Origin of the sequence: uncultured Merdimmobilis sp., assembly GCF_902471145.1 — a bacterium.
Taxonomy (GTDB): domain Bacteria; phylum Bacillota; class Clostridia; order Oscillospirales; family Ruminococcaceae; genus Merdimmobilis; species Merdimmobilis hominis.
Genome location: NZ_CABRJC010000002.1, coordinates 79,161 through 102,291 on the forward strand (window position 1 = coordinate 79,161; position 23,131 = coordinate 102,291).

17 protein-coding genes are annotated in these 23,131 nt (G+C 57.2%); 8 read left to right on the top strand and 9 right to left on the bottom strand.

Annotated features, from left to right (window positions below; genetic code table 11):
* The first annotated feature begins 474 nt into the window (after nt 1-474).
* The gene (locus RDQ42_RS01775) at nt 475-1,830 is read left to right on the top strand and encodes an MATE family efflux transporter (protein WP_308588169.1); all 1,356 of its coding nucleotides are present in this window, start codon (nt 475-477) and stop codon (nt 1,828-1,830) included.
* A gap of 108 nt (nt 1,831-1,938) precedes the next feature.
* On the opposite strand, the gene RDQ42_RS01780 is transcribed toward RDQ42_RS01775, so the two are convergent.
* Complete coding sequence (locus RDQ42_RS01780) at nt 1,939-2,637, bottom strand: GDSL-type esterase/lipase family protein (protein WP_231358684.1); 699 nt, start codon at nt 2,635-2,637, stop codon at nt 1,939-1,941.
* Between the two features lie 66 nt (nt 2,638-2,703).
* Nucleotides 2,704-4,080 (bottom strand): hypothetical protein, encoded by a 1,377-nt coding sequence (locus RDQ42_RS01785; RefSeq protein ID WP_231358685.1) that lies wholly within the window; start codon nt 4,078-4,080, stop codon nt 2,704-2,706.
* Nucleotides 4,081-4,528: 448 nt separating this feature from the next.
* Between RDQ42_RS01785 and RDQ42_RS01790 the strand changes: the two genes are divergently transcribed.
* Together RDQ42_RS01790 and RDQ42_RS01795 are read left to right on the top strand one after the other, a co-directional pair.
* Nucleotides 4,529-5,986: an MATE family efflux transporter gene (locus RDQ42_RS01790; protein WP_231358686.1), complete on the top strand. Its 1,458-nt coding sequence runs from the start codon at nt 4,529-4,531 to the stop codon at nt 5,984-5,986.
* Nucleotides 5,987-6,124: 138 nt separating this feature from the next.
* Nucleotides 6,125-6,487: a VOC family protein gene (locus RDQ42_RS01795; RefSeq protein ID WP_071427423.1), complete on the top strand. Its 363-nt coding sequence runs from the start codon at nt 6,125-6,127 to the stop codon at nt 6,485-6,487.
* 49 nt (nt 6,488-6,536) lie between these two features.
* Here the strand turns inward: RDQ42_RS01795 and RDQ42_RS01800 are convergent, their stop codons facing one another.
* The 5 genes from RDQ42_RS01800 to RDQ42_RS01820 all read right to left on the bottom strand — a co-directional run bounded on the left by RDQ42_RS01800 (nt 6,537) and on the right by RDQ42_RS01820 (nt 10,412).
* Nucleotides 6,537-7,199 carry a hypothetical protein gene (locus tag RDQ42_RS01800; protein ID WP_054332017.1) on the bottom strand — a complete coding sequence of 221 codons (663 nt, stop codon included), beginning with the start codon at nt 7,197-7,199 and terminating at the stop codon, nt 6,537-6,539.
* 36 nt (nt 7,200-7,235) lie between these two features.
* Nucleotides 7,236-7,739, bottom strand: a complete 504-nt coding sequence (locus RDQ42_RS01805; protein WP_231358687.1) for a hypothetical protein — start codon at nt 7,737-7,739, stop codon at nt 7,236-7,238.
* 21 nt (nt 7,740-7,760) lie between these two features.
* Nucleotides 7,761-8,351, bottom strand: coding sequence for a hypothetical protein (locus RDQ42_RS01810; protein ID WP_054332015.1), 591 nt, complete (start codon nt 8,349-8,351; stop codon nt 7,761-7,763).
* Nucleotides 8,352-8,506: 155 nt separating this feature from the next.
* Complete coding sequence (locus tag RDQ42_RS01815; protein WP_231358688.1) at nt 8,507-9,022, bottom strand: hypothetical protein; 516 nt, start codon at nt 9,020-9,022, stop codon at nt 8,507-8,509.
* Between the two features lie 58 nt (nt 9,023-9,080).
* Nucleotides 9,081-10,412 (bottom strand): hemolysin family protein, encoded by a 1,332-nt coding sequence (locus tag RDQ42_RS01820; RefSeq protein ID WP_231358689.1) that lies wholly within the window; start codon nt 10,410-10,412, stop codon nt 9,081-9,083.
* A 286-nt stretch (nt 10,413-10,698) separates the two neighbouring features.
* Here RDQ42_RS01820 and nifJ point away from each other — a divergent pair, with 286 nt between their 5' ends.
* Both nifJ and RDQ42_RS01830 read left to right on the top strand, forming a co-directional pair.
* Entirely contained in the window at nt 10,699-14,250 is a 3,552-nt protein-coding gene (gene nifJ, locus RDQ42_RS01825) for a pyruvate:ferredoxin (flavodoxin) oxidoreductase (protein ID WP_195254496.1), read from the top strand.
* Between the two features lie 437 nt (nt 14,251-14,687).
* Nucleotides 14,688-16,307, top strand: a complete 1,620-nt coding sequence (locus tag RDQ42_RS01830) for a CTP synthase (RefSeq protein ID WP_308588174.1) — start codon at nt 14,688-14,690, stop codon at nt 16,305-16,307.
* Between the two features lie 136 nt (nt 16,308-16,443).
* Here the strand turns inward: RDQ42_RS01830 and RDQ42_RS01835 are convergent, their stop codons facing one another.
* A complete protein-coding gene (locus tag RDQ42_RS01835) occupies nt 16,444-17,211 on the bottom strand; it encodes an acyl-CoA dehydratase activase (RefSeq protein WP_054332011.1) in 768 nt (255 codons plus the stop codon).
* Nucleotides 17,212-17,221: 10 nt separating this feature from the next.
* Nucleotides 17,222-18,382, bottom strand: a complete 1,161-nt coding sequence (locus tag RDQ42_RS01840) for a double-cubane-cluster-containing anaerobic reductase (RefSeq protein ID WP_071428417.1) — start codon at nt 18,380-18,382, stop codon at nt 17,222-17,224.
* Between the two features lie 377 nt (nt 18,383-18,759).
* Between RDQ42_RS01840 and glgB the strand changes: the two genes are divergently transcribed.
* From glgB to glgD, 3 genes are all read left to right on the top strand, one after another.
* Nucleotides 18,760-20,703 carry a 1,4-alpha-glucan branching protein GlgB gene (glgB, locus tag RDQ42_RS01845; RefSeq protein WP_308588176.1) on the top strand — a complete coding sequence of 648 codons (1,944 nt, stop codon included), beginning with the start codon at nt 18,760-18,762 and terminating at the stop codon, nt 20,701-20,703.
* Nucleotides 20,704-20,788: 85 nt separating this feature from the next.
* Nucleotides 20,789-22,006, top strand: a complete 1,218-nt coding sequence (locus RDQ42_RS01850; RefSeq protein ID WP_308588178.1) for a glucose-1-phosphate adenylyltransferase — start codon at nt 20,789-20,791, stop codon at nt 22,004-22,006.
* A 1-nt stretch (nt 22,007) separates the two neighbouring features.
* Nucleotides 22,008-23,129 carry a glucose-1-phosphate adenylyltransferase subunit GlgD gene (glgD, locus tag RDQ42_RS01855; protein ID WP_054332008.1) on the top strand — a complete coding sequence of 374 codons (1,122 nt, stop codon included), beginning with the start codon at nt 22,008-22,010 and terminating at the stop codon, nt 23,127-23,129.
* Nucleotides 23,130-23,131 lie beyond the last annotated feature (2 nt).

Consider the following 23,131-nt stretch of genomic DNA (forward strand, 5'->3'; position numbering starts at 1 on the left):
GGAGAATGTTGCCGGTCCCTGGCCTTTGTCCTAACGGGGCAGCACAGAGGGAAAAAGATTGCCAGAACCTTGGCCAGAAATGGGGATACATTTTATCCAAAAGGCCAAAATACTGGTAGTGCCTTGTATTTTCTCATTTTTTTATGTAAAATATACCAATGGAATGGCCATTTTTGTGGTAGTCTGTCCATGGCGAATTGGAAGGGGAGGGAAGGACCTCTTCGCCCAGCCCGCCGTTCTATGGAATCCCATCCACGCGGGAGTGCGGGGGTCTTTCGCTGCCGGGGGCTTGCGCCGGGGCCCAAGACGAGTTCCGCCCCGCCATGCACCGCATGGATGTTTCTGGCCCAGCCGCGGCCGGTTTTGGATTACGATCCCCAATTGCGCCGCCAGTCGAGGGGGCGGGCGATTCACTGGGCGGGAGCTTGCGCCGCCCGGTCAAGGGGAACATCACCCCGCAGGAGGAACAACCCTATGGAAAATGCAAAACAAAACAAAATGGGCACCGCCCCAATCTTCCCGCTGATCGTTTCAATGTCGCTGCCCGCCATGTTCTCCATGCTCATCCAGGCGATGTACAACATCGTGGATAGTATCTTCGTAGCCCGGGTGGGGGACAACGCACTCACCGCCGTGTCTTTGGCTTTCCCTATCCAGACACTGATTATCGCGGTGGCAGTGGGCACCGGTGTGGGACTCAATTCCCTGATCTCCCGCCGCCTGGGGGAGCAGAACTACGAAGCTGCCAACAGCGCGGCCAGCCATGGCCCGTTCCTTGGCATCTGCAGCTGGCTGGTATTCGCCGTGTTCGGCCTCTTTTTCAGCCGCACCTTCTTTGAAGCGTTCACCGAGACCGCCCAGGTCATCGAGATGGGAACCCAGTACATTTCAATTGTCACCATCTTCTCCTTTGGCAGCTTTGTGCAGATCAATTTTGAGAAGATTCTGCAGGCCACTGGCAACATGTTTTACCCCATGTTGTTCCAGCTGGTGGGTGCGGTGACCAATATTATCCTGGACCCCATCTTTATCTTTGGCTACTTTGGGTTCCCCAAGATGGGGGTGGCCGGTGCGGCCGTCGCCACCGTCGCTGGCCAGATTTTGGCTATGGTATTCAGTGTATATGTGGCCTTCCGCAAAAACCATGCGGTGACCATCCAGATTAAGGGCTTCCGGCCACAGAAAGCCGTCATCCAGGAAATATATGCGGTGGGTCTGCCCTCCATCGTCATGCAGTCCATCGGCTCGGTGCTGGTCATGGGGCTCAACGCCATCCTGATCACCTTCTCTGAGATCGCTGTCTCGGTGTTGGGGGTGTACTACAAGCTCCAGTCCTTTGTCTTTATGCCGGTGTTCGGCCTCAACCAGGGCTTGATGCCGATTATGGGCTTTAACTACGGCGCGGGCAACAAGAAACGGTTGCTCGATGCCTTGAAAATTGGCGTCCTCATCGCCGCCACCATCCTTTTGGTGGGGATGCTTCTGTTCCTGTTCTTCCCCGCCCAGCTGCTGGGGATCTTCAACGACTCTGCGGAGATGCTGCGGATTGGAGTCCCCGCCCTGCGGATCATCAGCACTAGCTTCGTCTTCGCCGCAGTGAGCATTATCTTCTCCACCCTGTTCCAAGCCATTGGCCGCGGGGTGAACAGCTTGCTCATCTCGGTGCTGCGGCAGCTGTTTGTCATCCTGCCGGTGGCCTATTTGATGGCCAACCTGTTCGGGCTGGAGATGGTGTGGTATGCCTTCCCCATCGCTGAAGTGGTGTCGGTGGCAGTGAGCATCCTGTTGTTTATTCGGGTTTATAAAGCCCGGCTGGCCAACCTGGCCTAGGCAGCCGAATGTAAGATACAAAAAGCAAAAGGGAATCGGAAGCTGCATCGGCAGTTTCCGATTCCCTTTTTTGGAAAAAAGTGCATCCTCAGTTGCAAGGTGGGGAGCTCATTCCCCTTCTGGAGGCACCGAGCCGGTGAGGCAGGGCAGCACCGGGATTGCCCACAGGTGCAGCTGGGCCAGTTGGAGTTGTCCCCATGGGGTGGGGTGTGGGTTGCGGAAAAGGGCCCCCATCCGCGGGTAGAGGCAGCACAGCTTCTCGATAGGTCCTAGGGAGAACCGCTGGGCCGCATCTACCAGGATGACATCTTCCTGGGCCCGGATACACCGGTTGATCCGGCCCAAATATTTCTGGGCCAACCGGAATAAGGCGGGTTCCCGCCGGCAGGAATAGGGGTTGTATACCGTCATGGAGAGCAGGCGGCAGTGGGGGTTCAGCCGCCGCAGCTCCCGGATGATCTGGGGATAGACCCATTCAAACCGGCGGGTGCCAGCCTCCAAACCAGGGAGATAGGCCCGGGTAAACCCGGGGATTTGGACAGCGGCCATCACATTGTTGCCGCCGATGCACAAAGTGATCAAATCGGCGTTCTGCACCCAATGGCGCAGAGATATATTGGTTTTTAACCGCAGAAGCAGATCCTCCGCCCGGTCGCCATTGCGGGCGAAATTTCGGAAGGCAATCCGCCCATACCGCCGCCGCAGTTCCGGAAGCATCCGGACAGGGTATCCGGCCGTTCCGCTCCAATAGGTGATGGTCCCCAGGGCGATGGAATCCCCTAGGGCAATATAACAAAAATCCTTCATAGCAATCCTCCCAAGGCCGCCGCCCCGGTGTCATACTATGAAGGATTTGAGGGTTTGGTGCCTGGGTTAGGCGGCCGCAGTCCCCTGGGCAGCTAAAGCGTCCACCCGGCTTTGCAGGGCCGAAAGGGATTGGCCGCTGACCGCCTGGTACACGCACATAAAGTCCATGCCAGTGGCGGCGATGACCAGTTCCCCATTCTCATGGAAGGTAATGGTATAGCGGGTACCGGTGTCAAAATCCAGATCAATCCGCCGCAGCTCCGCAGAGATGCCGGAGAAATCGCCATCCGAGGGATTCTTCAAGGTTCCAGTGTGGCAGGAGAGCTGCTTCAACAGGGCAGCCACGTCGGCGATAATATCCCTGGAATCGGTGGAGTACACCTTGCCGCCCGCGGTAATCTGCATGTTGGTGGCCCGGGAGGCGTTCATCACCACCAGCCACTGGGGGATGCCAGTAGTCCGGTTTATCAGCGAATCCCGCAGGGAGTAGAGGGCATTGAGACGGCCGGTGTCCACCAGGAAGAACTTGCCGCCATCTACAGCGATGCCGGTGCTGTGGCACTCATAGTCGTAAATATCTTCGGTGGCATTCTGCCGGGCGATGCGGATGGTGCTGGACCAGCCTTCCGGTCCAGGGTCCACCTCACTGACCGTTACCGTGCCAAAGTTGCGCATGGCCGCCAGGATCTGGCTGGTCTCCCCCTGGGTCAGGGGGAAGTAGAGCATGTTCTGATTGTCCAAAATCCAGCCTTTGGCCGGCCCGTTATAGTTGAAGTAAGAGGAGTTGGTGGGGTATTTTTTCAGCATCTTCTCCGGGATTTCGTTGACCAGCATCCCGGCCGGGCTGTTGGTGGTGTACTGGGAGGACTGGCCGCCGGTGGAGAAGTAAAAGCTGCTTTGGGCGGGGCTGCAGTGATAACCATAAGAAGCCACCGAGCCGTCGCTGTAATAGAAGTCCACTTTGCTTATCAGGCCGCCGGTGGGGGGATTGATGCGTTCCTTCTGGACGCTGTCGGCAAAGCCGTTGAACAGCTGCACCAGGGCAGTAATGTCCTCCTGCCCGGTGACGGTGATCACGTCGTCATAGGTCTCGTGGCCGCCATTTGAGACTACTACCTTGGTCACCGATCCAGCGGGGATGGCGAAGGGCTTGACAGTGGAAGCCGCCGGGGCAGGGGTGGAGCTGGATGCGGGGGAAGAAGACGAGGATGAGGTGACCGGAGGGACAGAGGAAGGCTCCGCTTTCGAGGAGCTGCTGCTTTCCTCCTGGGAGCTGCTTTCCTCCAGCTCCTCGCTGCTGGAGGACGGCTCCTCACTGGAGCTCTGGGAAGAAGACGAGGGTTCCGACGGGTCATCCCGCCCTTGGCAGCCGGAGAGCGGAGCCAGCAAGAGCATGGCGGACAGCACGAGGGCGAGCGCTTTCTGCGCGATGGATCGTTTCATAGAAACCTCCTTAAAAAAACAAGTTTCTCAATTGTTATGGATATAGTGGCATAGAATAGCCGTTTTGTTGCATCTTTGGCCGGATGAACGGGGAAAGAGAAAAAATTTATGTATGTGTGGGTGGGTGAGGGCACTCCCTGGATGGAATGGGCCCCTGGACAGGACTGCCGCAGATTGCACCTTGATTATAGTGTATATTCCCTAAAATAGCAATTGAATTTTCTACAACTATGCCCAGTATTTTTTTAACAATCTTTACAGCGGGAAAATTCACCCAATTAACTGTTTCGGCTATTTGTAAATAATGTCTATATATTTTGTTACTTAATTGTGTTAAGATAAAAAAGAAAAGTGAGAGCAGTTTTATGGCCGGCTTCTAGGGGAATTGCCGGTTTCTTTTCAATCTAGGGAAAAGGAGTGATCATGGGCGGGAGTCCGCCCAGTGTGCATGGAAGAAAATAAACAAGTCAGCACGCCTACCGAGGCGGAGCTGGAACGGGAGAGGGCGCTTGCCGATCCGGATCATCCCATTCACCACGAACGGGTGACCAAGGCAATCCCTGAGGGATACACCTCCCGCCAGCTGTACAACGATGTCATTCAAATCGCATGGCCCTCCTGCGTCGAGCTGCTTTTGACACAGCTCGCTTCGATGGTCGACCTGATGATGGTGGGCCAGTTGGGCGCCTGGGCATTGACCAGTGTCGGCCTTTCCACCCAGCCTAAATTCCTTGTCATGACCATGTTCATGGCTCTGAACGTGGGAGCCACCGCTATGGTTGCCCGGTTTAAGGGCGCCGGCGATCAGGAGAATGCCAACGTGATCCTGCGCCAGGCTCTGGTGCTCTCCCTCATACTTTCCACCATTGCAGCGGTGGTAGGCTACATCTTTGCGCCTCAATTGATCCAGTTTATGGGCTCCACCGAGGAGGCCACCCTCATCGGCGGCACCCAGTACCTGCGCATTCAGATGATCGGCATCCCCGCCGTGGCACTGACCAGCGTTGTCACCGCCACCATGCGTGGCATCGGCAACAGCCGTATTGCCATGATTTACAACATCATCGCCAATGTGGTCAACGTCATCTTCAACTACCTGCTCATTGGCGGCAACCTGGGCTTCCCCCGCCTGGAGGTTGTCGGCGCTTCGCTGGCCACCATCCTGGGCCAGTTTGTGGCCTTCGGCATCGCTGTGTATATGATTCTGCGGCCTAAATCTTACCTGCGGATCAAGCGGGGTGACAGCTTCAAGTTCGACCTGCCGATGATCAAACGCATTGTCAACGTTGGTATCCCCGCCATGATTGAACAGCTTTTGATGCGGGCCGGTATGATCATCTTCTCCAAGACCGTGGCTGGTTTGGGAACTGTGGCTTTCGCCACCCATCAGGTGTGCATGAATATCCAAGCGCTGTCGTTTATGAATGGCCAGGCCTTTGCCACCTCTGCCACCAGCCTGATGGGCCAAAGCTTGGGGAAAAAGCGCCCCGACCTGGCGCAGGCATATTGCCACCGGGCAAGGCGCCTCGGCATGATGGTCTCCCTGTTCCTGGGTGTGGTCTTCTTCTTCTTTGGCGGTCCCATCGTGGCGTTGTACAACGACGACCCGATGATCGTGGCGGAAGGCGCCAAGATGCTGATGATCGTGGCCATTACCCAGCCGCTCCAGTCCAGCCAGTTCATCCTGGCAGGTGCGCTGCGCGGCGCCGGCGATACCCGTGCCACCGCTTACATCACCTTCCTCACCGTTTTGGTCGTCCGCCCTTTGCTGGCCATCTTCCTCATCAACTCGATGAATATGGGCCTACTGGGTGCCTGGGTGGCCATCGCTGTGGACCAGCTGATCCGTTCTACCTTGGTTCTGTTCCGTTTCAACTCCGGCAAGTGGAAAAAAATCATTGTTTAATAGAAATGGAAAAGGAGAGGCTTTTGCCTCTCCTTTTTTTGTTGTGTAGAAACCGGGCTGGACATGGGCGGAATCTTTCTCCCCAGTGTGGATTTGTGGTATAATGAGATCAATTCCAAACTGGAGAGGAGTTTTCATATGGCGATTGAATCCAGCATCATCTTTTTGCCCTGCATCAATTTGGAGGAGACCACCAAGTTCTACACCGAGGTCATCGGCCTCACAGTAGCCAAAGACCTGGGCAGCACCCGGCTGATCGATACCGGCTACGGCTACTGGGGGTTCTGCCAATACGACGATGGCCGCCCGCTGGCCAGCAGCATCTGCCTGTCCCACAACTGTGCGGACAATGCCGATGTGGATGCCTATTACCAGCGGATCACCAGCCATGGGGTGGAGACCATGGGCGCTCCCCAGCTTCACCCGGTATTCCCGGTGTATTCCTTCTTCATCCACGATCCCAATGGATATTTGGTGGAGTTCCAGAAAATCCAAAAATAAGGCATAAAAAGGGCCGGGGACTCGAGTCCCCGGCCCTTTTTATGTGCAGTTATTCCTTGACAAAGGTGATGGATTCCTGGGTGATTCCCACTTGGGCCACAAAATCGCCGCAGGGGTAGAACAGAGAGCCGTCTTCCTGGAGGGTGACTTCCAGGCTGCCCACATTTTCCGCCGAGTAGCCGGGCAGATTCACCGCCTCCGCCGCCAAAGAGACCTGGCTGCCGTTGACGGCGTAGCTGCCGCTCACTGTGCCGGACAGCAGGAAGGCGGAGAGCTTCAGCGTGTATTGATCCCCCTCTTGGAGGGTCAGGGTGAGACGGATGGCACCCAGGTCCTCCTGGGGCAGGTAGGTTCCAATCAGGGAACTCCCCTCTTCCGGTGCGGAGGATGGAGAAGAACCCTCCTGGGGCTTGCCGGCAGAAGAATTGCTGCTGGGTTGTTGTTCCGCATCCTGGGAACTGCTCTCCTGGGGTACAGCGGGAGGGGTGGATTCTGGGGCCGGTTGGGCGGCATAGCTGCCGCCCGTTTGAGACGGAGTAGAGGATAAGAAGTCCTCCATTGGGCTGGAGGCCCCCTCCGGCTGGGATGACAGGGATTGGGAGGAGCCTTGGCTGGAAGGAAGGTTCTCCTCCGCAGGGGGAGTGGAGCGGCATCCGCCTAAAAATGCAGATAAGGCCGCCGCCGCAAGGAGGCTAATCAGTAATTTTTTCACAGGGATCTCCTTTGTTTTGAAGTGATGTTGCCCGCCCTAATAGAAGTAAGGGAACTGGGTAAAGAGCCACTTGCCGTCGACCTTCTCCTGGACGAAAAGGTATTCCTGGGCACCCTTGACAAAATAGGCAGTGGCCATGATCTCCCGGCGGGAATCGGTTTCGGAAACCAGGGCGTAATCGGCGCCGCCAATGAAGCGGTTTTTCTCCCGGATATTGCCCCGGGTATACAGTTTGCCATCCAGTTCCCGGTAGTTGCCCCCGGCCAGAAGGGTGCCGTCCACCATCTCCTGGGGGAAGATGCCGGTGAGATAGCGGTAGAAGGATTGGTAGTCGGGGAAGCGGGAGTCGTCTACCTGGTGCCAGGGGGAGCTATCTCCCTCGACCCAGACTTCCTCCGCCTGGTAATGGAGGCCGCCGGTGACAAACCATCCATAAGCCTCCATGGCAGGGGCGACCAGCTCCTCCGGCGTCTTTGGGGTTGGGTTACAGCCTGGCAACAGAAACAGGAGGGCGAAAAGAAAGGGGAGAAGGCGTTTCACAGCGGGTACCCTCCTACGGGGTTAATAAAAGTAAGGGAACTGGGTGAAGAGCCATTTCCCATCGATTTTTTCCTGGACAAAGGTGTATTCCTCGACCTTTTCCACCTCAGGTGTCTCGGCGGCAGGGTCCACCAGGTACTCCACCGAAGCGATGATCTCCCGGCGGGTGTCGGTTTCCTCACCCATGGCATAGGTCACCCCGCCGACAAAGATGTTGGAGCCCCGCGCTCCGTCATGGCTGTAGAGGGCGCCGTCCACATTCACATAATTCCCCCCGGAGAGGAGGGTGTTGTCCACCATCTCCTGGGAGAAAATTCCGGTCAGATAACGATATAGGGAATCGTAGTCGGGGAAGCGGGGGTCGGTGACCCGGTAGGCGGGCCATCCATCCAGGGAAACGGCGTCGTTGGGGTCGCAGGGGAGGCTGTAGACCATGCACCAGGTATAGGCTTCCATAGCGGGTTCGATCAGCTCCTCGGCGGTGACAGGAGCGGCTTCAGGGGAGGACTGGCTGGACTGCTGGGAAGAACCTTCACTGGAGGGGTTCCCACTGCCTGCGCAGGCGGTGAGCAGCAACGCGGCTGCGGTCAACAAAATCAGCGCCTTTTTCATACAAACACTCCTTTCAAGGTGTATACTTGGTTCTATCTGCGAAAAAAGAGGGGAGGGCGTACCCTCCCCCCTTTGTTTTTCAGTGCCTGAAAAGCGGGGAAAACTTGCACCCCACCAGATTTTTCCCCCATGGGCCGGGAAAAAATGGAAAACGGTTAATCCATCACGCTCTTGTGACGGACTAAATACGCCCGGAACACCCCTTGCCCATCGGCTTCTACTTCGCCCCGAACCACAGGGCGGTAGTTGAGGCCATCCTCTTCGCTGAAGAAGAGGGCGAAGGTCTCATACTGCTCCCCCAGCCGTTCGAACAGCTTCAGCGCCAGATCCCGGCACTGGTCCCGGTTGAGGTTTTCATAACCGGCAGTTTCAAACACCAGGCCCACCTGATCGATCATCACATTTTTCTCCTGGATCAGGATGTGGTCCGGCGGGCGCTTGGGGAGTTTGGATGCGATGTATTCCACCAAAGGGGTCTCCTTGGCCCGGGCATCTGTCCGGCGGCGGAGGATATAAAACGGGGTGGCAAACAACACTGCCCACAGGATGATGCTGGCGAAAAAGCCCACATACCCGGGGAGCAGCTTCCCCAGGAAGATGGCCGCACCGAAGCAGACAATCAACCAGGCGACGGTGAAGACAATGGAAAACAGGCGGGTCAAAGGGTTCATAGTCGGTGAGATTCCTTTCCGGCAGTTTGACCACAGGGCAAACTGCGTTTTCGCTCTTTTATACCGGTTCATCCTGCCCGTCGTCGGGCAGGGTTTCAGCGCGGATTTTCGAGATCCGGCGGCCATCCATTTCCACCACGGTGAAAAGGGTGTTTTGAATGGTAACCTGGGGGTGTTCCCCCGCTTTGGGGATGCGCCCCAGCTTGTCAGTGAGGACGCCGCTCAGAGTCTCCGAGTCCACGTCGTCTTCAAATTCGATGCCCAGCTGCCGCTCCACCTCGTCCAGGGACACTGAACCATCAAAAGTCACGGCGCCGTCCGGTTGGACGGAGATCTCCTCCGCTTCGTTGTCGTATTCATCCTGGATATTGCCCACGATGGATTCCAGCAAGTCCTCCATGGTGACAATACCGTAAGTGCCGCCGTATTCATCTACAATCACTGCCATTTGCAGCTTGCGGCTTTTCAGCTCTTTAAACAGCTCGGTGCAGCGGGTGGATTCAGGGATGAAAAGGGGCGGGCGCATGCAGTTGTGGATGTTAAACTCCCGTTCGCTGCCGATAAACTGCAAAAGGTCCTTGGCATAGATGATGCCGATGATGTTGTCCAGGTCGTCCTCATACACCGGTATGCGGGAATAACCGGTTTCCATGGCCACCTGGACGATCTCCTCCAGGGAGGCGGTGGCTTCCACAGCGGTGGTCTCGGTCCGGTGGGTCATCACGGCTGCCACCGAGCGGTCGTCAAACTCGAAGATGTTGTTGATCATGTCCTTCTCGCTTTGTTCGATGACGCCTTTTTCCTCGCCCACATCCACCATCATGCGGATTTCTTCCTCGGTGACCTCCTCTGGTTCCTCATCGGGGCTGTGGCCCAACATCCGCAGCAGCAGGCCGGCGAAGCCTTCTGCCGCAGCCACAAAGGGCAGTAGCAGGGCGGCAAAGAAGCCGTAAGGGCCAATAAGGGAGAAGGAGATCTTCTCCGGCCGGGAAGCGGCCAGCCGCTTGGGCAGCAGTTTGCCGAACACCAACAGCACAAAGGCGAGAACCAATGTGATTAAAAAGACAGCGAGGGGGTGGAGCCAGGGGCTGGCTATGCCGTGGCCAGCCAAAGCATTGACCGCCACACCGGCGAACCGGTCGCACACCAGGCCGGCAGCAAAGAGGCCGCACAGGGTGACGCCGGCCTGTACGGTGGCCAAAAACCGGGAGGGGTGGTCCAGCTTATCCAGGAGTTTGCGCGCCCGGTTGTCGCCGTCCTCCACCAGGCGTTTGAGCCGGCTGTCGCTGAGGGTGACCATGGCGGATTCGCACATGGAAAAAAAGGCGCTGGCCGCCACTAAGATGAAAAGGGTCAATAGAAGCGGGGCAATAGTACCGTCGGGGTCCATAAAGCATCTCCTTAACCTATTAAGACTGATATTTGCGGAAAACCGCTTTCCTACCAAATTATACATGGTTTACCCGGCACTGTCAATTTGCCGCATAGGGGCAGCGGGGCTGGCGGGGAAGGGTGATAAATATTTTTCAAAATTGGCTTTCAATCGACCAAAAGACCCTCTGTTCTCTTTACATTAGAGGGGAGAAATGATAGAATCTATATGGGTAAGTATCCAAAGAATGGCATGTCCCGAATTTGCGGGAACGCCCAAAAATCCAAAGGGAGGAACAAAAAACATGGCAAGAAAAATGAAGACCATGGATGGCAACAACGCCGCTGCACATGTAGCGTATGCGTTTACAGACCTTGCTGCCATCTACCCCATTACGCCGTCTTCCGTCATGGCGGAAGTATCCGACAAATGGTCTGCAGACGGCCGTAAAAACGTCTTTGGCCAGAAGGTCAAAATCGTGGAGATGCAGTCTGAGGCCGGCGCAGCCGGAACCGTGCACGGTTCTTTGGCAGGCGGCGCCCTGACCACCACCTTCACCGCTTCCCAGGGCCTTCTCCTCATGATCCCCAATATGTATAAAATTGCTGGCGAGCAGCTGCCCGCAGTAATCCACGTGTCCGCCCGCGCCATCGCTTCCCACGCGCTGTCCATCTTCGGCGACCACTCCGACATCTACGCCTGCCGTCAGACCGGCTTTGCAATGCTCGCTTCCGGCGGCGTGCAGGAGGTCATGGACCTGGGCGCTGTCGCTCACTTGGCCGCCATCAAAGGCAGAGTGCCCTTCCTGCACTTCTTCGACGGCTTCCGCACCTCCCACGAGATCCAGAAGATCGAGATGTGGGACTACGAAGACCTCAAAGAGATGCTGGACATGGATGCGGTCAACGCTTACCGCAAGAGCTGCCTGAATCCTGAGCGTCCCACCCTGCGCGGCACCGCTCAGAACCCGGACATCTTCTTCCAGGCCAGAGAAGCCTGCAACTCCGCTTACGATGCGGTTCCCGCCATTGTTGAGGAGTACATGGGCAAGATCAACGCCAAACTGGGCACCAACTACGGCCTGTTCAACTACCACGGCGCCCCCGATGCCGAGCATGTCATCGTCGCCATGGGCTCGGTGTGCGACACCATCGAGGAGACCGTCGACCATATGAACGCCGCTGGCGCCAAAGTTGGCCTGGTGAAGGTACGCCTGTACCGTCCCTTCAGCGCTGAGCACCTGATCGCCGCCATCCCCGAGACTGCCAAGACCATCTCCGTTCTGGATCGGACCAAAGAGCCTGGCTCCCTGGGCGAACCCCTGTACCTGGATGTCGTCCTGGCCCTGCGGGATTCCAAGTTCCACAACACCCCTGTGTACTCCGGCCGCTACGGTCTGGGCTCCAAGGACACTACCCCCGGCCAGATCGCCGCTGTGTATGAGAACGCCAAAAAGGCCGATGCCAAGAAGCGCTTCACCATCGGCATTGTGGACGATGTGACCCACCTGTCCCTGGATGAGGTAAAAATGCCTGACACTACCCCCGAAGGCACCACCAGCTGCAAATTCTGGGGCCTGGGCTCCGATGGTACCGTCGGCGCCAACAAGAACTCCATCAAGATCATTGGCGACCACACCGATATGTATGCGCAGGCTTACTTCTCCTATGACTCCAAAAAATCCGGCGGTGTAACCGTCTCCCACCTGCGCTTCGGCAAACAGCCCATCAAGTCCACCTATTTGGTGAGCAAGGCTGATTTTGTCGCTTGCCACAACCCCTCCTACATCGACAAGTACGACATGGTTTCCGACCTGAAAAAGGGCGGCACCTTCCTCTTGAACTGCGGCTGGGATATGGATGAGATCGAGAAGAGACTGCCCGGCGATGTGAAACGCTTTATGGCGGAGAACGACATCAAGTTCTACACCATCGACGGTATTTCCATCGGTAAGGAGATCGGCCTGGGCAGCCGCATCAACACCATTCTGCAATCCGCTTTCTTCAAATTGGCCAACATCATCCCCATTGAGGATGCTGTCAAGTATATGAAGGATGCAGCCACCGCTTCCTACGGCAAGAAGGGCGAAAAAGTTGTCGCTATGAACCATGCCGCCATCGACCGCGGTGTCACCGACGTGAAGGAGATCAAGATCCCCGAGTCCTGGAAACAGGCTTCCGGCGCCATCGTGCATCCCGTTGCCACCGGTTCCCGCAAAGACCTGGTGGACTACGTCAACAACATCCAGACCCCTGTCAACGCACAGCAGGGCGACAAGCTGCCTGTTTCCACCTTCATGGGCATGGTGGACGGCACCTTCCCTGTGGGGTCCTCCGCTTACGAGAAACGCGGCATCGCTGTGGATGTCCCTGTCTGGAACCCCGAAAACTGCATCCAGTGCAACTTCTGCTCCTATGTCTGCCCCCACGCCGTCATCCGTCCCTTTGCTATGACCGAGGAGGAGGCCGCTAATGCCCCTGCCGGCACCAAGACTGCGGACATGACCGGTATGCCCGGCTACAAGTTCGCCATGACTGTTTCGGTTCTGGACTGCACTGGCTGCGGCTCCTGCGCCAACGTCTGCCCCGGCAAGAAGGGCGCCAAGGCCCTCACCATGCAGAGCCTCGACTCTCAGCTGGACCAGCAGGAAGTTTCCGCTTACGGCCAGTCCCTGGATGTGAAGCCCGAAGTTCTTGCCAAGTTCAAAGAGACCACCGTCAAAGGCAGCCAGTTCAAGCAGCCTCTGCTTGAGTTCTCCGGTGCCTGCGCAGGCTGCGGCGAGACTCCTTACGCCAAACTGGTCACCCAGCTGTACGGCGATCGGATGTACATTGCCAACGCCACCGGTTGTTCTTCCATCTGGGGCGGTTCTGCTCCCTCTACTCCCTACACCGTCAACAAAGACGGCCACGGTCCCGCTTGGGGCAACAGCCTGTTTGAGGACAATGCGGAGTACGGCTACGGCATTTACCTGGCTCAGAAGAACATGCGCGACAGCCTGATCGAGAGAGTCAAGGTCATCGCCGGCAAGACCCAGACCCCTGGCAAGAAAGAGGCTTGCGAAGAGTTCCTGGCCACTTTGGAAGACGGCGTTGCCAACAAAGCCGCTGTCGCCAAACTGCTGCCCCTGCTGAAACACGAGCCCATCTGTGAGGATTGCCAGTATGTCCTGGACAACGCGGAGTTCCTCTCCAAGAAATCCGTCTGGATCTTCGGCGGCGACGGCTGGGCATATGACATCGGCTTCGGCGGCCTGGACCATGTCCTGGCTTCTGGCGAGGATGTCAACGTCTTTGTCTTCGACACCGAGGTGTACTCCAACACCGGCGGCCAGTCTTCCAAGGCCACCCCTGTGGGTGCTGTTGCCCAGTTCGCTGCCAATGGTAAAGAGGTCAAGAACAAAGACCTGGCTGCCATTGCCATGAGCTACGGCTACGTCTATGTTGCCCAGGTGGCTATGGGCGCTGATTACAACCAGTGCATCAAGGCTATCACCGAGGCGGAGAGCTACCATGGTCCTTCCCTGATCATTGGTTACGCTCCCTGCATCAACCACGGCATCAAGGGCGGCATGACCATCGCCCAGACTGAGATCAAACGGGCTGTTGAGGCTGGTTACTGGAATATGTTCCGCTTCGATCCCCGCCTGAAACTGGAGGGCAAGAACCCCTTCCAGCTGGATTCCAAGGCTCCTACCGCCAGCTACAAAGACTTCATCTCCAATGAGGTCCGGTACAGCTCGCTGGTTCGCGCTTATCCCGATCGTGCAGACGTTCTGTTCGACAAGGCGGAAACCGTTGCCGAGGATCGTTATAAACACCTGCTGCGGCTTGCCAAACTCTACGATGTAGAATAATAAGCCGTTTCAAAGCTGACTGCATGAAAAGCAGCCGCCCCATTGGGGCGGCTGCTTTTTTGTGTGCAGATACAATGGGGAAAGGGTGCCCCGAGAGAAGAACGGCGCCCCCCAGTGCCCCTTTTCTACAGGGAAATGGTATTGTCCTTGGTTTTTCTCATGCCGAACCGCCATCTGTTGCAAAAACCGAGGGGTATTTACTGATAATTTGGGAAATATAAAGAAAAATTGCAGGTTTTGCTTGACCCAGAGTGCAAAAAAATGTAAAATAAAACCTTGTAAAAAACCATTTCCCCAAGGGGAATGTAAACTGAAGGCTGAAACGCTTGCACTTTGAAAACACCGCCCTGCGTTTCCCATCCGCAAATTTGGATGGGGACGGGGCGGTTTCCCATTTTTTCAGGGTGTGGGTGAAAGAAGAAAAGGGGGATTCGCGTATGTCAGTAAAATACATCTTTGTCACCGGCGGTGTGGTATCCGGCCTGGGGAAGGGCATCACGGCAGCGTCCTTGGGGCGGCTGCTCAAGGAGCGGGGCTACCGGGTGACCATCCAAAAATTTGACCCGTACATCAACGTGGACCCCGGCACCATGAGCCCCTACCAGCACGGGGAGGTATTTGTCACCGAGGATGGCGCTGAAACCGACCTGGATTTGGGCCACTACGAGCGGTTCATCGACGAGAACCTCTCGGTGGATTCCAACGTGACCACTGGTAAAATCTATTGGACGGTGATCCAGAAGGAGCGCCGGGGGGACTACCTGGGCGGAACAGTCCAGGTGATCCCCCACATCACCAACGAGATCAAGGACCGGATCTACCGGGTGGGCAACAGCGGCGAAGCCGACATCGTCATCACAGAAATTGGCGGCACAGTGGGGGATATTGAAAGCCTCCCCTTCCTGGAGGCCATCCGCCAGGTGGGCAACGAGGTGGGCCGTGGGAACGCCTTGTTCATCCATGTGACCCTCATCCCCTTTATCGCCGGCTCCAATGAATTAAAATCCAAGCCTACCCAGCACTCGGTGAAGGAGCTCCTATCCCTGGGCATTCAGCCGGGAGTGATTGTCTGCCGCACCGAGTATGAGATTCCCCGGGAAATGCGGGAGAAGCTGGCTTTATTCTGTTCCACCCGGCCAGAAGACATCATTCAAAACCTGACCTTGTCCACCTTATATGAAGCCCCGCTGATGCTGGAACGGGAGGGGCTGGCCGCGGCAGTCTGCCACCATCTGGGCCTACCGGATCAACAGCCGGGTCTCCGGGAATGGAAGGCTATGGTGGAGCGGATGAAGCACCCTTCCCACAAGGCGGTCATCGGGGTGGTGGGCAAATATGTGGCCCTGCCCGATGCCTACCTCTCCATTCTTGAAGCGCTGAAACACGCCGGGGCCGCTCAGGATGGGGCGGTGGATATCCGGCTGATCAACGCAGAGGAGGTCACCCGGGAAAACGCCGCGGCCGTTCTTGGGGAGTGCGACGGCATCCTGGTGCCCGGCGGATTCGGGAACCGGGGCATCCAGGGCAAATTGGAGGCCGCCCGCTACGCCCGTGAGAAGGACATCCCCTATTTGGGCATCTGCCTGGGGATGCAGATGGCGGTGGTGGAATTTGCCCGCAACGTATTGGGCTACGCCGACGCCGATTCCTATGAATTTGACGAGAAGACCACCCACCCGGTCATCCACCTGATGGACGAGCAGCGGGAGATCACCGAAAAGGGCGGTACGATGCGGCTGGGAAGGTACCCATGTGTACTCCGGGAGGGGAGCTTGGCCCGCCGCCTCTACGGCCAGCCCTCTATCAGTGAGCGGCACCGCCACCGGTATGAGTTCAATAACCAGTTCCGGGAGGAGATCACCGCCGCAGGGATGGCGCTGACAGGACTTTCCCCCGATGGCAAATTGGTGGAAATTGTGGAAATCCCCACCCACCGGTGGTATGTAGGGGTCCAGTTCCACCCGGAGTTTAAATCCCGTCCCAACCGGCCCCACCCGCTGTTCTGTGGGTTTGTGGGCGCGGCGCTGGATCTTCACCAAGACAGATGCAGCCAATAGAAGAACCCGGCAGAAAATGAAATTCGGCCGCCGCCAGGGGGATAAAGGCGGCGCCTGCAAAAGCAAAAGAAAAATCCCCTTGGAGTGCCTGGATTAGCGCCCCCAAGGGGATTTTTGGAGTTGTAAGTGGTATACCTTACACCCGTTGCAGCCGTTTTGCTTTGTTGTAGGCGACAACACTGGCCCCGATGGCCCCTGCATATTGGGACAAGGGGTGGGTGTTTACCTTCAGGCCCAAGAAGGATTGGAGGGTGGAGCGGAAGCTCTCAAAATTGGCCAGCCCCCCGCTGAAAAAGACCTCCTCCTGGAGGGAGAGCTTCTGGGCGAAGACGGCGGTCCGGCGGCAGATGGATTGGATGACCCCCAAGGCCACATCTCCCCGGTCAGCTCCGGTGGCCAGCAGGCTGACAATCTCGCTCTCGGCGAAGACGGTGCACATGCTGGAGATGTTGACCGGGTGTTTGCCCACCACAAACTCGTCGATGGAAGCAAGGTCTTCCTCCAAGATCCGCATCATCACCTCAATAAACCGGCCAGTGCCGGCGGCGCATTTGTCATTCATCAAAAAGTCCACCACGTTGAGGCCGTTGTCCAGGAGGATCACCTTGCTGTCCTGGCCGCCGATGTCCACCACCACCCGGGTGGCGGGGTTGAGATAGGCGGCCCCCCGGGCGTGGCAGGTGATCTCGGTGACCTTTTGGTCAGCCTCCTCCAACAGATCCCGGCCATAGCCGGTGGAGACGGTGAAAGTCACCTCTGGGGAGTGGAGCTGGTGATACAGGGCGAGGATACTCTCCCGCGGGTTGGCGGAGGTGGGCAGGATGGCGGTCCTCACAACCTGAGTTCCGTCAAAGAGGGCTCCTTTGGTGGTGGTGGAGCCGGAATCAATTCCCAATGTCAGCATGGCGCACCCCTTACAGCATTTCGATGAAGGCGGCAAGACGGGTGTTCAGCTGGCCAGCATCAGAGGTGGAAAAGTCAGTCTCTACGCTCATGTAGGGGATGCCCTTTTCCTGGTTGACAAACCGTTTGATGGACAGAGTCTCCACATTGTAGGTGTGGCAGGCCTGGAGGATGACCTCCACCACCGCATCCACCTTATATTCGTCGATGAGCCGGTCCATCAGCAGGATGCGATTGGGGTTTGGGCTCATGCAGGAACAGCCGATGTTCAGGTATTTGCGGGCCAGGGCGTCGTAGACATCGGGGTTCTCCTCGTCCACCAGGTCTTCCACCGCTTTGGCGCCGCCGCAGTTCTCATAGCAGACCACATAGGCCCCGTTCTGCTCAATGGCGCCGACAATCTTTTCCATGACGCCGCCCAAGGGGCAGCCGGTGACCAGGATACGGGGCTTCTTGGGCAGCTTGTTGGTCTCGTACTCTGTCATGATCTTAGCGATGATGTCATCGATATCGCTGGCCAGCTTGTTTTCCTTGATCCGCTGGTCCATCCGGAAGGTGGAACCGTACAGGACCTTGTACTGGTCCACGCCGGTCATGGGCACTGGGTCCAGCTTGGACAGGGAGTAAAACCGCTTCATGGCGCGGCGCACATCGTTGCGGGAGCGGATGGCGGCGCGGATGTCGTCCTCGGTGATGGTGACGCCGAACTGGGCCTCCAGTGCCTCCTTGAGGCGGATGATCTCCTTTTTCCACAGAACCAGGGAATCCTCGCTCTGGGTGTTGGGCAGGTTCATCACATGGACGTTTTTAAACTGGCCCAGGTATTCGTACATCTTCTTTTTGCCGTCGCAGGTGGTTTCGCCCACGATCAGGTCGGAGAAGTAGAAGTAGGGGCATTTGTCGGTCTTGGCAAACCCGTAGCTGGATTTGATCAGCGGACAGAGGTTGCGGGGCAGGTCTTTCTCCGCGTCGGGAATGGTCTCATCGCTGGTGGAGCAGAGGCTGACGGTAATGGCTCCCATGGCGATGGCCAGCTCCTGAGGGAAATAGGTACAGAAGGTGCCGATCATCGGTATGTTGTTGTCCTTGACTTTCTTGGCGCTAATGAAGGAGTTGCGCCGTGCCTCGGCGAATTCTTCAAAGATTTCGGGCAGCTCTTTTTTTAGTTCCATCTTGTATCCCATCCATTCTATCGTAATTCCATGAAAAACCGCCCCCAAAAGGCGGTTTTCGGCATAAGCCAACAAGATTAGTTTACGGTTGGGGAGTGGGAAAAAGCAAATAAAAAATATCTATTCTGCGGGCCGAGCCATCGCCTTTTTCAATAAGAAAAAAGAGCGGCGGGATACTAGGCAGGGTGTGGGTGGTTTCGACATGGGAAGGCAGGTATAATAATCGCTGATGAATGAAGGGAACGGTCAAGAATTTGTAAATATTACTAAATTTTATGGAATTTTTCTCTATATTTTCTGTATGTTTGCATGGGTGTTTCTTGAAAAAATAGGAAAAAGCTGGTATGATTAAAAAAAGAGGAAAAGGAGGTGCCGCGATGGCTCCAAGGAGCAAAAAAGAACGGCAGGCTCTTTCAGATTTTCACGGGGGAAGCAACTGCCGCGCCTGGGAGTATCTGGGCGCCCACCCCGCCCGCCGGGGAAGGGGAAAGGGGGCGATGTTCCGGGTGTGGGCCCCCCATGCTCAACAGGTTTCGGTGGTGGGGGATTTCAACAGCTGGGATTCCCACAAGCACCCCTTGTCCCCAGTGGGGGAAGGGGGCGTTTGGGAAGGGTATGTCTCCGGCGTAGAGCCCTTTGCCTTATATAAATACGCCATCACTGCCGCTGACGGGCGGGAGTTTTTGAAGGCGGACCCCTACGCCTTCCACAGCGAGACCGCGCCTGGCACCGCTTCCCGGTTCTACGACCTGGAGGGGTATGCCTGGAAGGATGAGAAGTGGCTGGCCGCACGGCGGGAAAAGGATCATCTCCACAGCCCCCTCAACATCTATGAGGTGCATTTGGGCTCCTGGCGGCGCTACCCCGACGGGGAGCCCTTTGATTACGAAAAGCTGGCCCAGGAGCTGATCCCCTACGCCAAGGGGATGGGGTACACCCACTTGGAACTGATGCCGGTGACCGAGTACCCCTATGACGGCTCCTGGGGGTACCAGGTGACTGGATATTTTGCCCCCACCTCCCGCTATGGCACCCCGGCGCAGTTTAAAGCCTTTGTGGATAAATGCCATCAGGCTGGGCTGGGGGTGATTCTGGATTGGGTTCCCGCCCACTTCCCCAAAGACGGCTGCGGCCTCTATGAATTCGACGGGGAGTGCTGCTATGAATACAGGCACCCCAAAAAGCAGGAGCACGCTGGCTGGGGGACCCGGGTGTTTGACTACGGCCGCAGGGAGGTGGTAAGCTTCCTCATCTCCTCGGCGATGTTCTGGGTGGAGGAGTACCACGTGGACGGCCTGCGGGTGGATGCGGTGGCGTCGATGCTCTATCTGGACTATGGCCGGCAGGAGTGGACCCCCAACATCCACGGAGGCAGGGAAAACCTGGAGGCGGTGGCCCTTCTGCGGGGGATGAACACCGCGGTGCTCTCCGCCCATCCGGATGTCCTCACCATCGCCGAGGAATCCACCACCTGGCCGCTGGTCACCAAGCCGCCCTACGACGGGGGCCTTGGCTTCACCCTCAAGTGGAATATGGGGTGGATGAACGACATCCTCTCCTACCTTTCCACCGATCCCTTGTTCCGGGCGGGGTGCCACGACAAGCTAACCTTCAGCCTGATGTACGCCTTCAGTGAAAACTACATATTGCCTATCTCCCATGACGAGGTGGTCCATGGAAAGGGCTCCCTCATCGGCCGGATGCCGGGGGCATACGATCAAAAATTCGCCGGGGTGCGGGCTTTTCTTGGGTATATGATGGCTCACCCAGGCAAAAAGCTCCTATTTATGGGCAGCGAGTTCGGCCAGTTCATCGAGTGGGATTATAAAAAGGAATTGGATTGGCTCCTGCTCTCCTACCCGCGCCACCAGGAATTGCAGCGGTATGTGCGGGACCTGAACCGGTTCTATCAAAAGAATGCCGCCCTCTGGCAGGTGGATGACAGCTGGGAGGGGTTCCAGTGGATCGCCAATGACGATAACGCCCAGAACATCATCGTCTTCCGGCGCATCGACCGAAAGGGGAAGGAACTGATCTGCCTGTGCAACTTTGCCCCGGTTCTGCGGGAGAAGTACCGGATCGGTGTCCCAGATGCCAAGGGCTACCGGGTGGTGTTCCACTCCGACGAGTTCTTCTATGGAGGGACCGGCGTTGTCCATCCGCCCCTTTACCCTTGTGAGAAGGTCCCCATGCACGGGTTTGATCAATCAGTGGAGCTGACGATCCCGCCGATGTCCACCCTGTATCTGGCGGCGGAGAGCCCCCGCAAACCCCGCGCCGCCCGGCGGGCCCGCAAGCCGGACCGGGAGGAGAACCTGTAAGTTCGCCACAATCCGGCAAAGGAGAACAACCGGCTGCCTGGATTTGTTTTATGTATATCCCAATATCGCTCGGGGAGGTTTCAACATGTTTCGCAAAAAAGAATGGATCGCCATGCTGCTGGCCGGAGGGCAAGGAAGCCGCCTCTACGCCCTGACCCGGAACCTGGCCAAGCCGGCGGTTCCTTTTGGCGGCAAATACCGCATCATTGATTTTCCCCTGTCCAACTGCGTCAACTCTGGCATCGATACGGTGGGGGTGCTGACCCAGTACCAGCCCCTGGTGCTCAATGATTATCTGGGCAACGGGGAGCCCTGGGACCTGGACCGGAGCAACGGGGGGGTACATGTGCTGCCCCCTTATCAAAAGAGCTCTGGGTCGGATTGGTACCGGGGTACAGCCAACGCCATTTACCAGAATATCAACTTCATCGACCGGTACCAGCCGGAATATGTGGCCATCCTCTCGGGCGACCACATCTATAAGATGGATTACTCCAAAATGCTGCGGGTCCACAAGGAGAAAGGGGCTGACTGCACCATAGCAGTGCTGGACGTCCCCTTGGAGGAGGCCAGCCGCTTCGGCATTATGAGCGCTGACGAGGAGGGCACCATCTACGATTTTGAAGAGAAGCCCAAAGAGCCCAAGAGCACCCTGGCCTCCATGGGGGTCTACATCTTCTCCTGGGAGTGCCTGCGCCGTTACCTGACCGAGGACGAGGCCGACCCCAAATCCAGCAATGACTTTGGGAAGAACATCATCCCCAAGATGCTGGCCGCTGGCCAGAAGATGGTGGCCTACCCCTTTGATGGGTACTGGAAGGACGTCGGCACCATCGACAGCCTGTGGGAGGCCAATATGGACCTACTGAACCCCAACGTGCCCCTGGTGCTGGGCGATGCCGATTGGAAAATCTACTCCCGCAACCCGGTGATGACCCCCCACTTTGTCCATCCGGGGGCCACCGTGCAGAATTCGATGATCACCGAGGGCTGCGAAGTGGCGGGCGTCATCGACTTCTCGGTGCTGTTTGCTGGGGTCACGGTGCAGCAAGGGGCGATCGTCCGGGATTCCATCGTCATGCCCGGCGCAGTGATTGAAGAAGGCGCAGTGGTGGAATACGCCATCATCGGGGAGAACGCCGTCATCGGCAAGGGGGCCCGGGTGGGCGTCCGGCCAGAAAACATCATCGACAAAGACCAGTGGGGCATTGCGGTCATCGCGGAAGGGGTCCATGTGGGTGCCGGCGCAGTGGTCGCCGCCAAAGCAATGGTCGACCAGGACGTCGCAGGGGAGGAATGCTAAGATGAGAGAGAATGCAACCCTGGGAATCATCTTCTCCAATGTGCACGATGAACAGCTGGGCGTGCTGACCGAAAAGCGCACCACCGGCTCGGTCCCCTTTGGCGGGCGGTACCGGCTCATCGACTTCACCTTATCCAACATGGTAAACTCCGGGGTGGAGGATGTTGGCATCATCGCCAAGAGCAACTACCAGTCCCTGATGGACCATGTGGGCAACGGCAAGGACTGGGATTTGGCCCGCAAACGGGGCGGCCTGCGGATTCTCCCCCCCTTTGGCCACGCCAACTCCGGCATCTACCGGGGACGGCTGGAGGCGTTGTTCGGCGCCATGAGCTTTATCCGCCACTCCCTGTCGGAATATGTGATCATCGCGGACGGCAGCCTCATCGCCAACATGGATTATGAAAAGATACTGGCCTATCATGAGGAGACCGGGGCGGACATCACTGTGGTTTATCAAAAGGAGACTTTGAATGGGGAAATTGTCCCCGACACCGCCCTCCTCGATCTGGATGAAAGCGGGCGGGTCACTGGAGTGCGGCTGGGCAACCAGTTCCATGGGGAGCAGAATTCCTACCTGGATGTCTGCGTCATGAAGAAAAACCTGTTGGAGCGGCTGGTCAGCGATCTTTCCAGCCGGAACCTGTACTCCTTCTCCCGGGACCTGCTCCAGGGCAGCGTAGGCACCCTGCATATCCAGGGGTATGAGTTCACCGGGTTTGCCCGCAAGGTGTGCAGCCTGAAAAGTTTCTATGCCTCCAATATGGAGCTGCTGAGCCAGGATGTCCGCAAGGCCCTCTTTTTAAAGGAGCGCCCTATCTACACCAAAGTGCGGGACGAACCCCCTGCCCGGTATGGGCTTTCCGCCTCTGCCAGCAACAGCTTTGTGGCTGACGGTGCGGTTATAGAAGGAAGGGTGGAAAACTCCATCATCTTCCGGGGGGTGAAGATCGGCAAGGATGCGGTGGTGAAAAACTCCATCATCATGCAGGGCAGCACCATCGGCGAAGGGGCCAATCTGGATTATGTCATCACTGACAAAAATGTGCTGATTAAAGACAGCCGGATTTTGATGGGCTTTGCCACCTATCCGGTGTTCATCGCCAAGGGAAGCATTGTGTAAGG

Bases quoted from the DNA above. Each gene is read 5' to 3' on its own strand.
- RDQ42_RS01775 (WP_308588169.1), top strand. From the start codon at position 475: ATGGAAAATGCAAAACAAAACAAAATGGGCACCGCCCCAATCTTCCCG.
- RDQ42_RS01780 (WP_231358684.1), bottom strand. From the start codon at position 2,637: ATGAAGGATTTTTGTTATATTGCCCTAGGGGATTCCATCGCCCTGGGG.
- RDQ42_RS01785 (WP_231358685.1), bottom strand. From the start codon at position 4,080: ATGAAACGATCCATCGCGCAGAAAGCGCTCGCCCTCGTGCTGTCCGCC.
- RDQ42_RS01790 (WP_231358686.1), top strand. From the start codon at position 4,529: ATGGAAGAAAATAAACAAGTCAGCACGCCTACCGAGGCGGAGCTGGAA.
- RDQ42_RS01795 (WP_071427423.1), top strand. From the start codon at position 6,125: ATGGCGATTGAATCCAGCATCATCTTTTTGCCCTGCATCAATTTGGAG.
- RDQ42_RS01810 (WP_054332015.1), bottom strand. From the start codon at position 8,351: ATGAAAAAGGCGCTGATTTTGTTGACCGCAGCCGCGTTGCTGCTCACC.
- RDQ42_RS01815 (WP_231358688.1), bottom strand. From the start codon at position 9,022: ATGAACCCTTTGACCCGCCTGTTTTCCATTGTCTTCACCGTCGCCTGG.
- RDQ42_RS01820 (WP_231358689.1), bottom strand. From the start codon at position 10,412: ATGGACCCCGACGGTACTATTGCCCCGCTTCTATTGACCCTTTTCATC.
- nifJ (WP_195254496.1), top strand. From the start codon at position 10,699: ATGGCAAGAAAAATGAAGACCATGGATGGCAACAACGCCGCTGCACAT.
- RDQ42_RS01830 (WP_308588174.1), top strand. From the start codon at position 14,688: ATGTCAGTAAAATACATCTTTGTCACCGGCGGTGTGGTATCCGGCCTG.
- RDQ42_RS01835 (WP_054332011.1), bottom strand. From the start codon at position 17,211: ATGCTGACATTGGGAATTGATTCCGGCTCCACCACCACCAAAGGAGCC.
- RDQ42_RS01840 (WP_071428417.1), bottom strand. From the start codon at position 18,382: ATGGAACTAAAAAAAGAGCTGCCCGAAATCTTTGAAGAATTCGCCGAG.
- glgB (WP_308588176.1), top strand. From the start codon at position 18,760: ATGGCTCCAAGGAGCAAAAAAGAACGGCAGGCTCTTTCAGATTTTCAC.
- RDQ42_RS01850 (WP_308588178.1), top strand. From the start codon at position 20,789: ATGTTTCGCAAAAAAGAATGGATCGCCATGCTGCTGGCCGGAGGGCAA.
- glgD (WP_054332008.1), top strand. From the start codon at position 22,008: ATGAGAGAGAATGCAACCCTGGGAATCATCTTCTCCAATGTGCACGAT.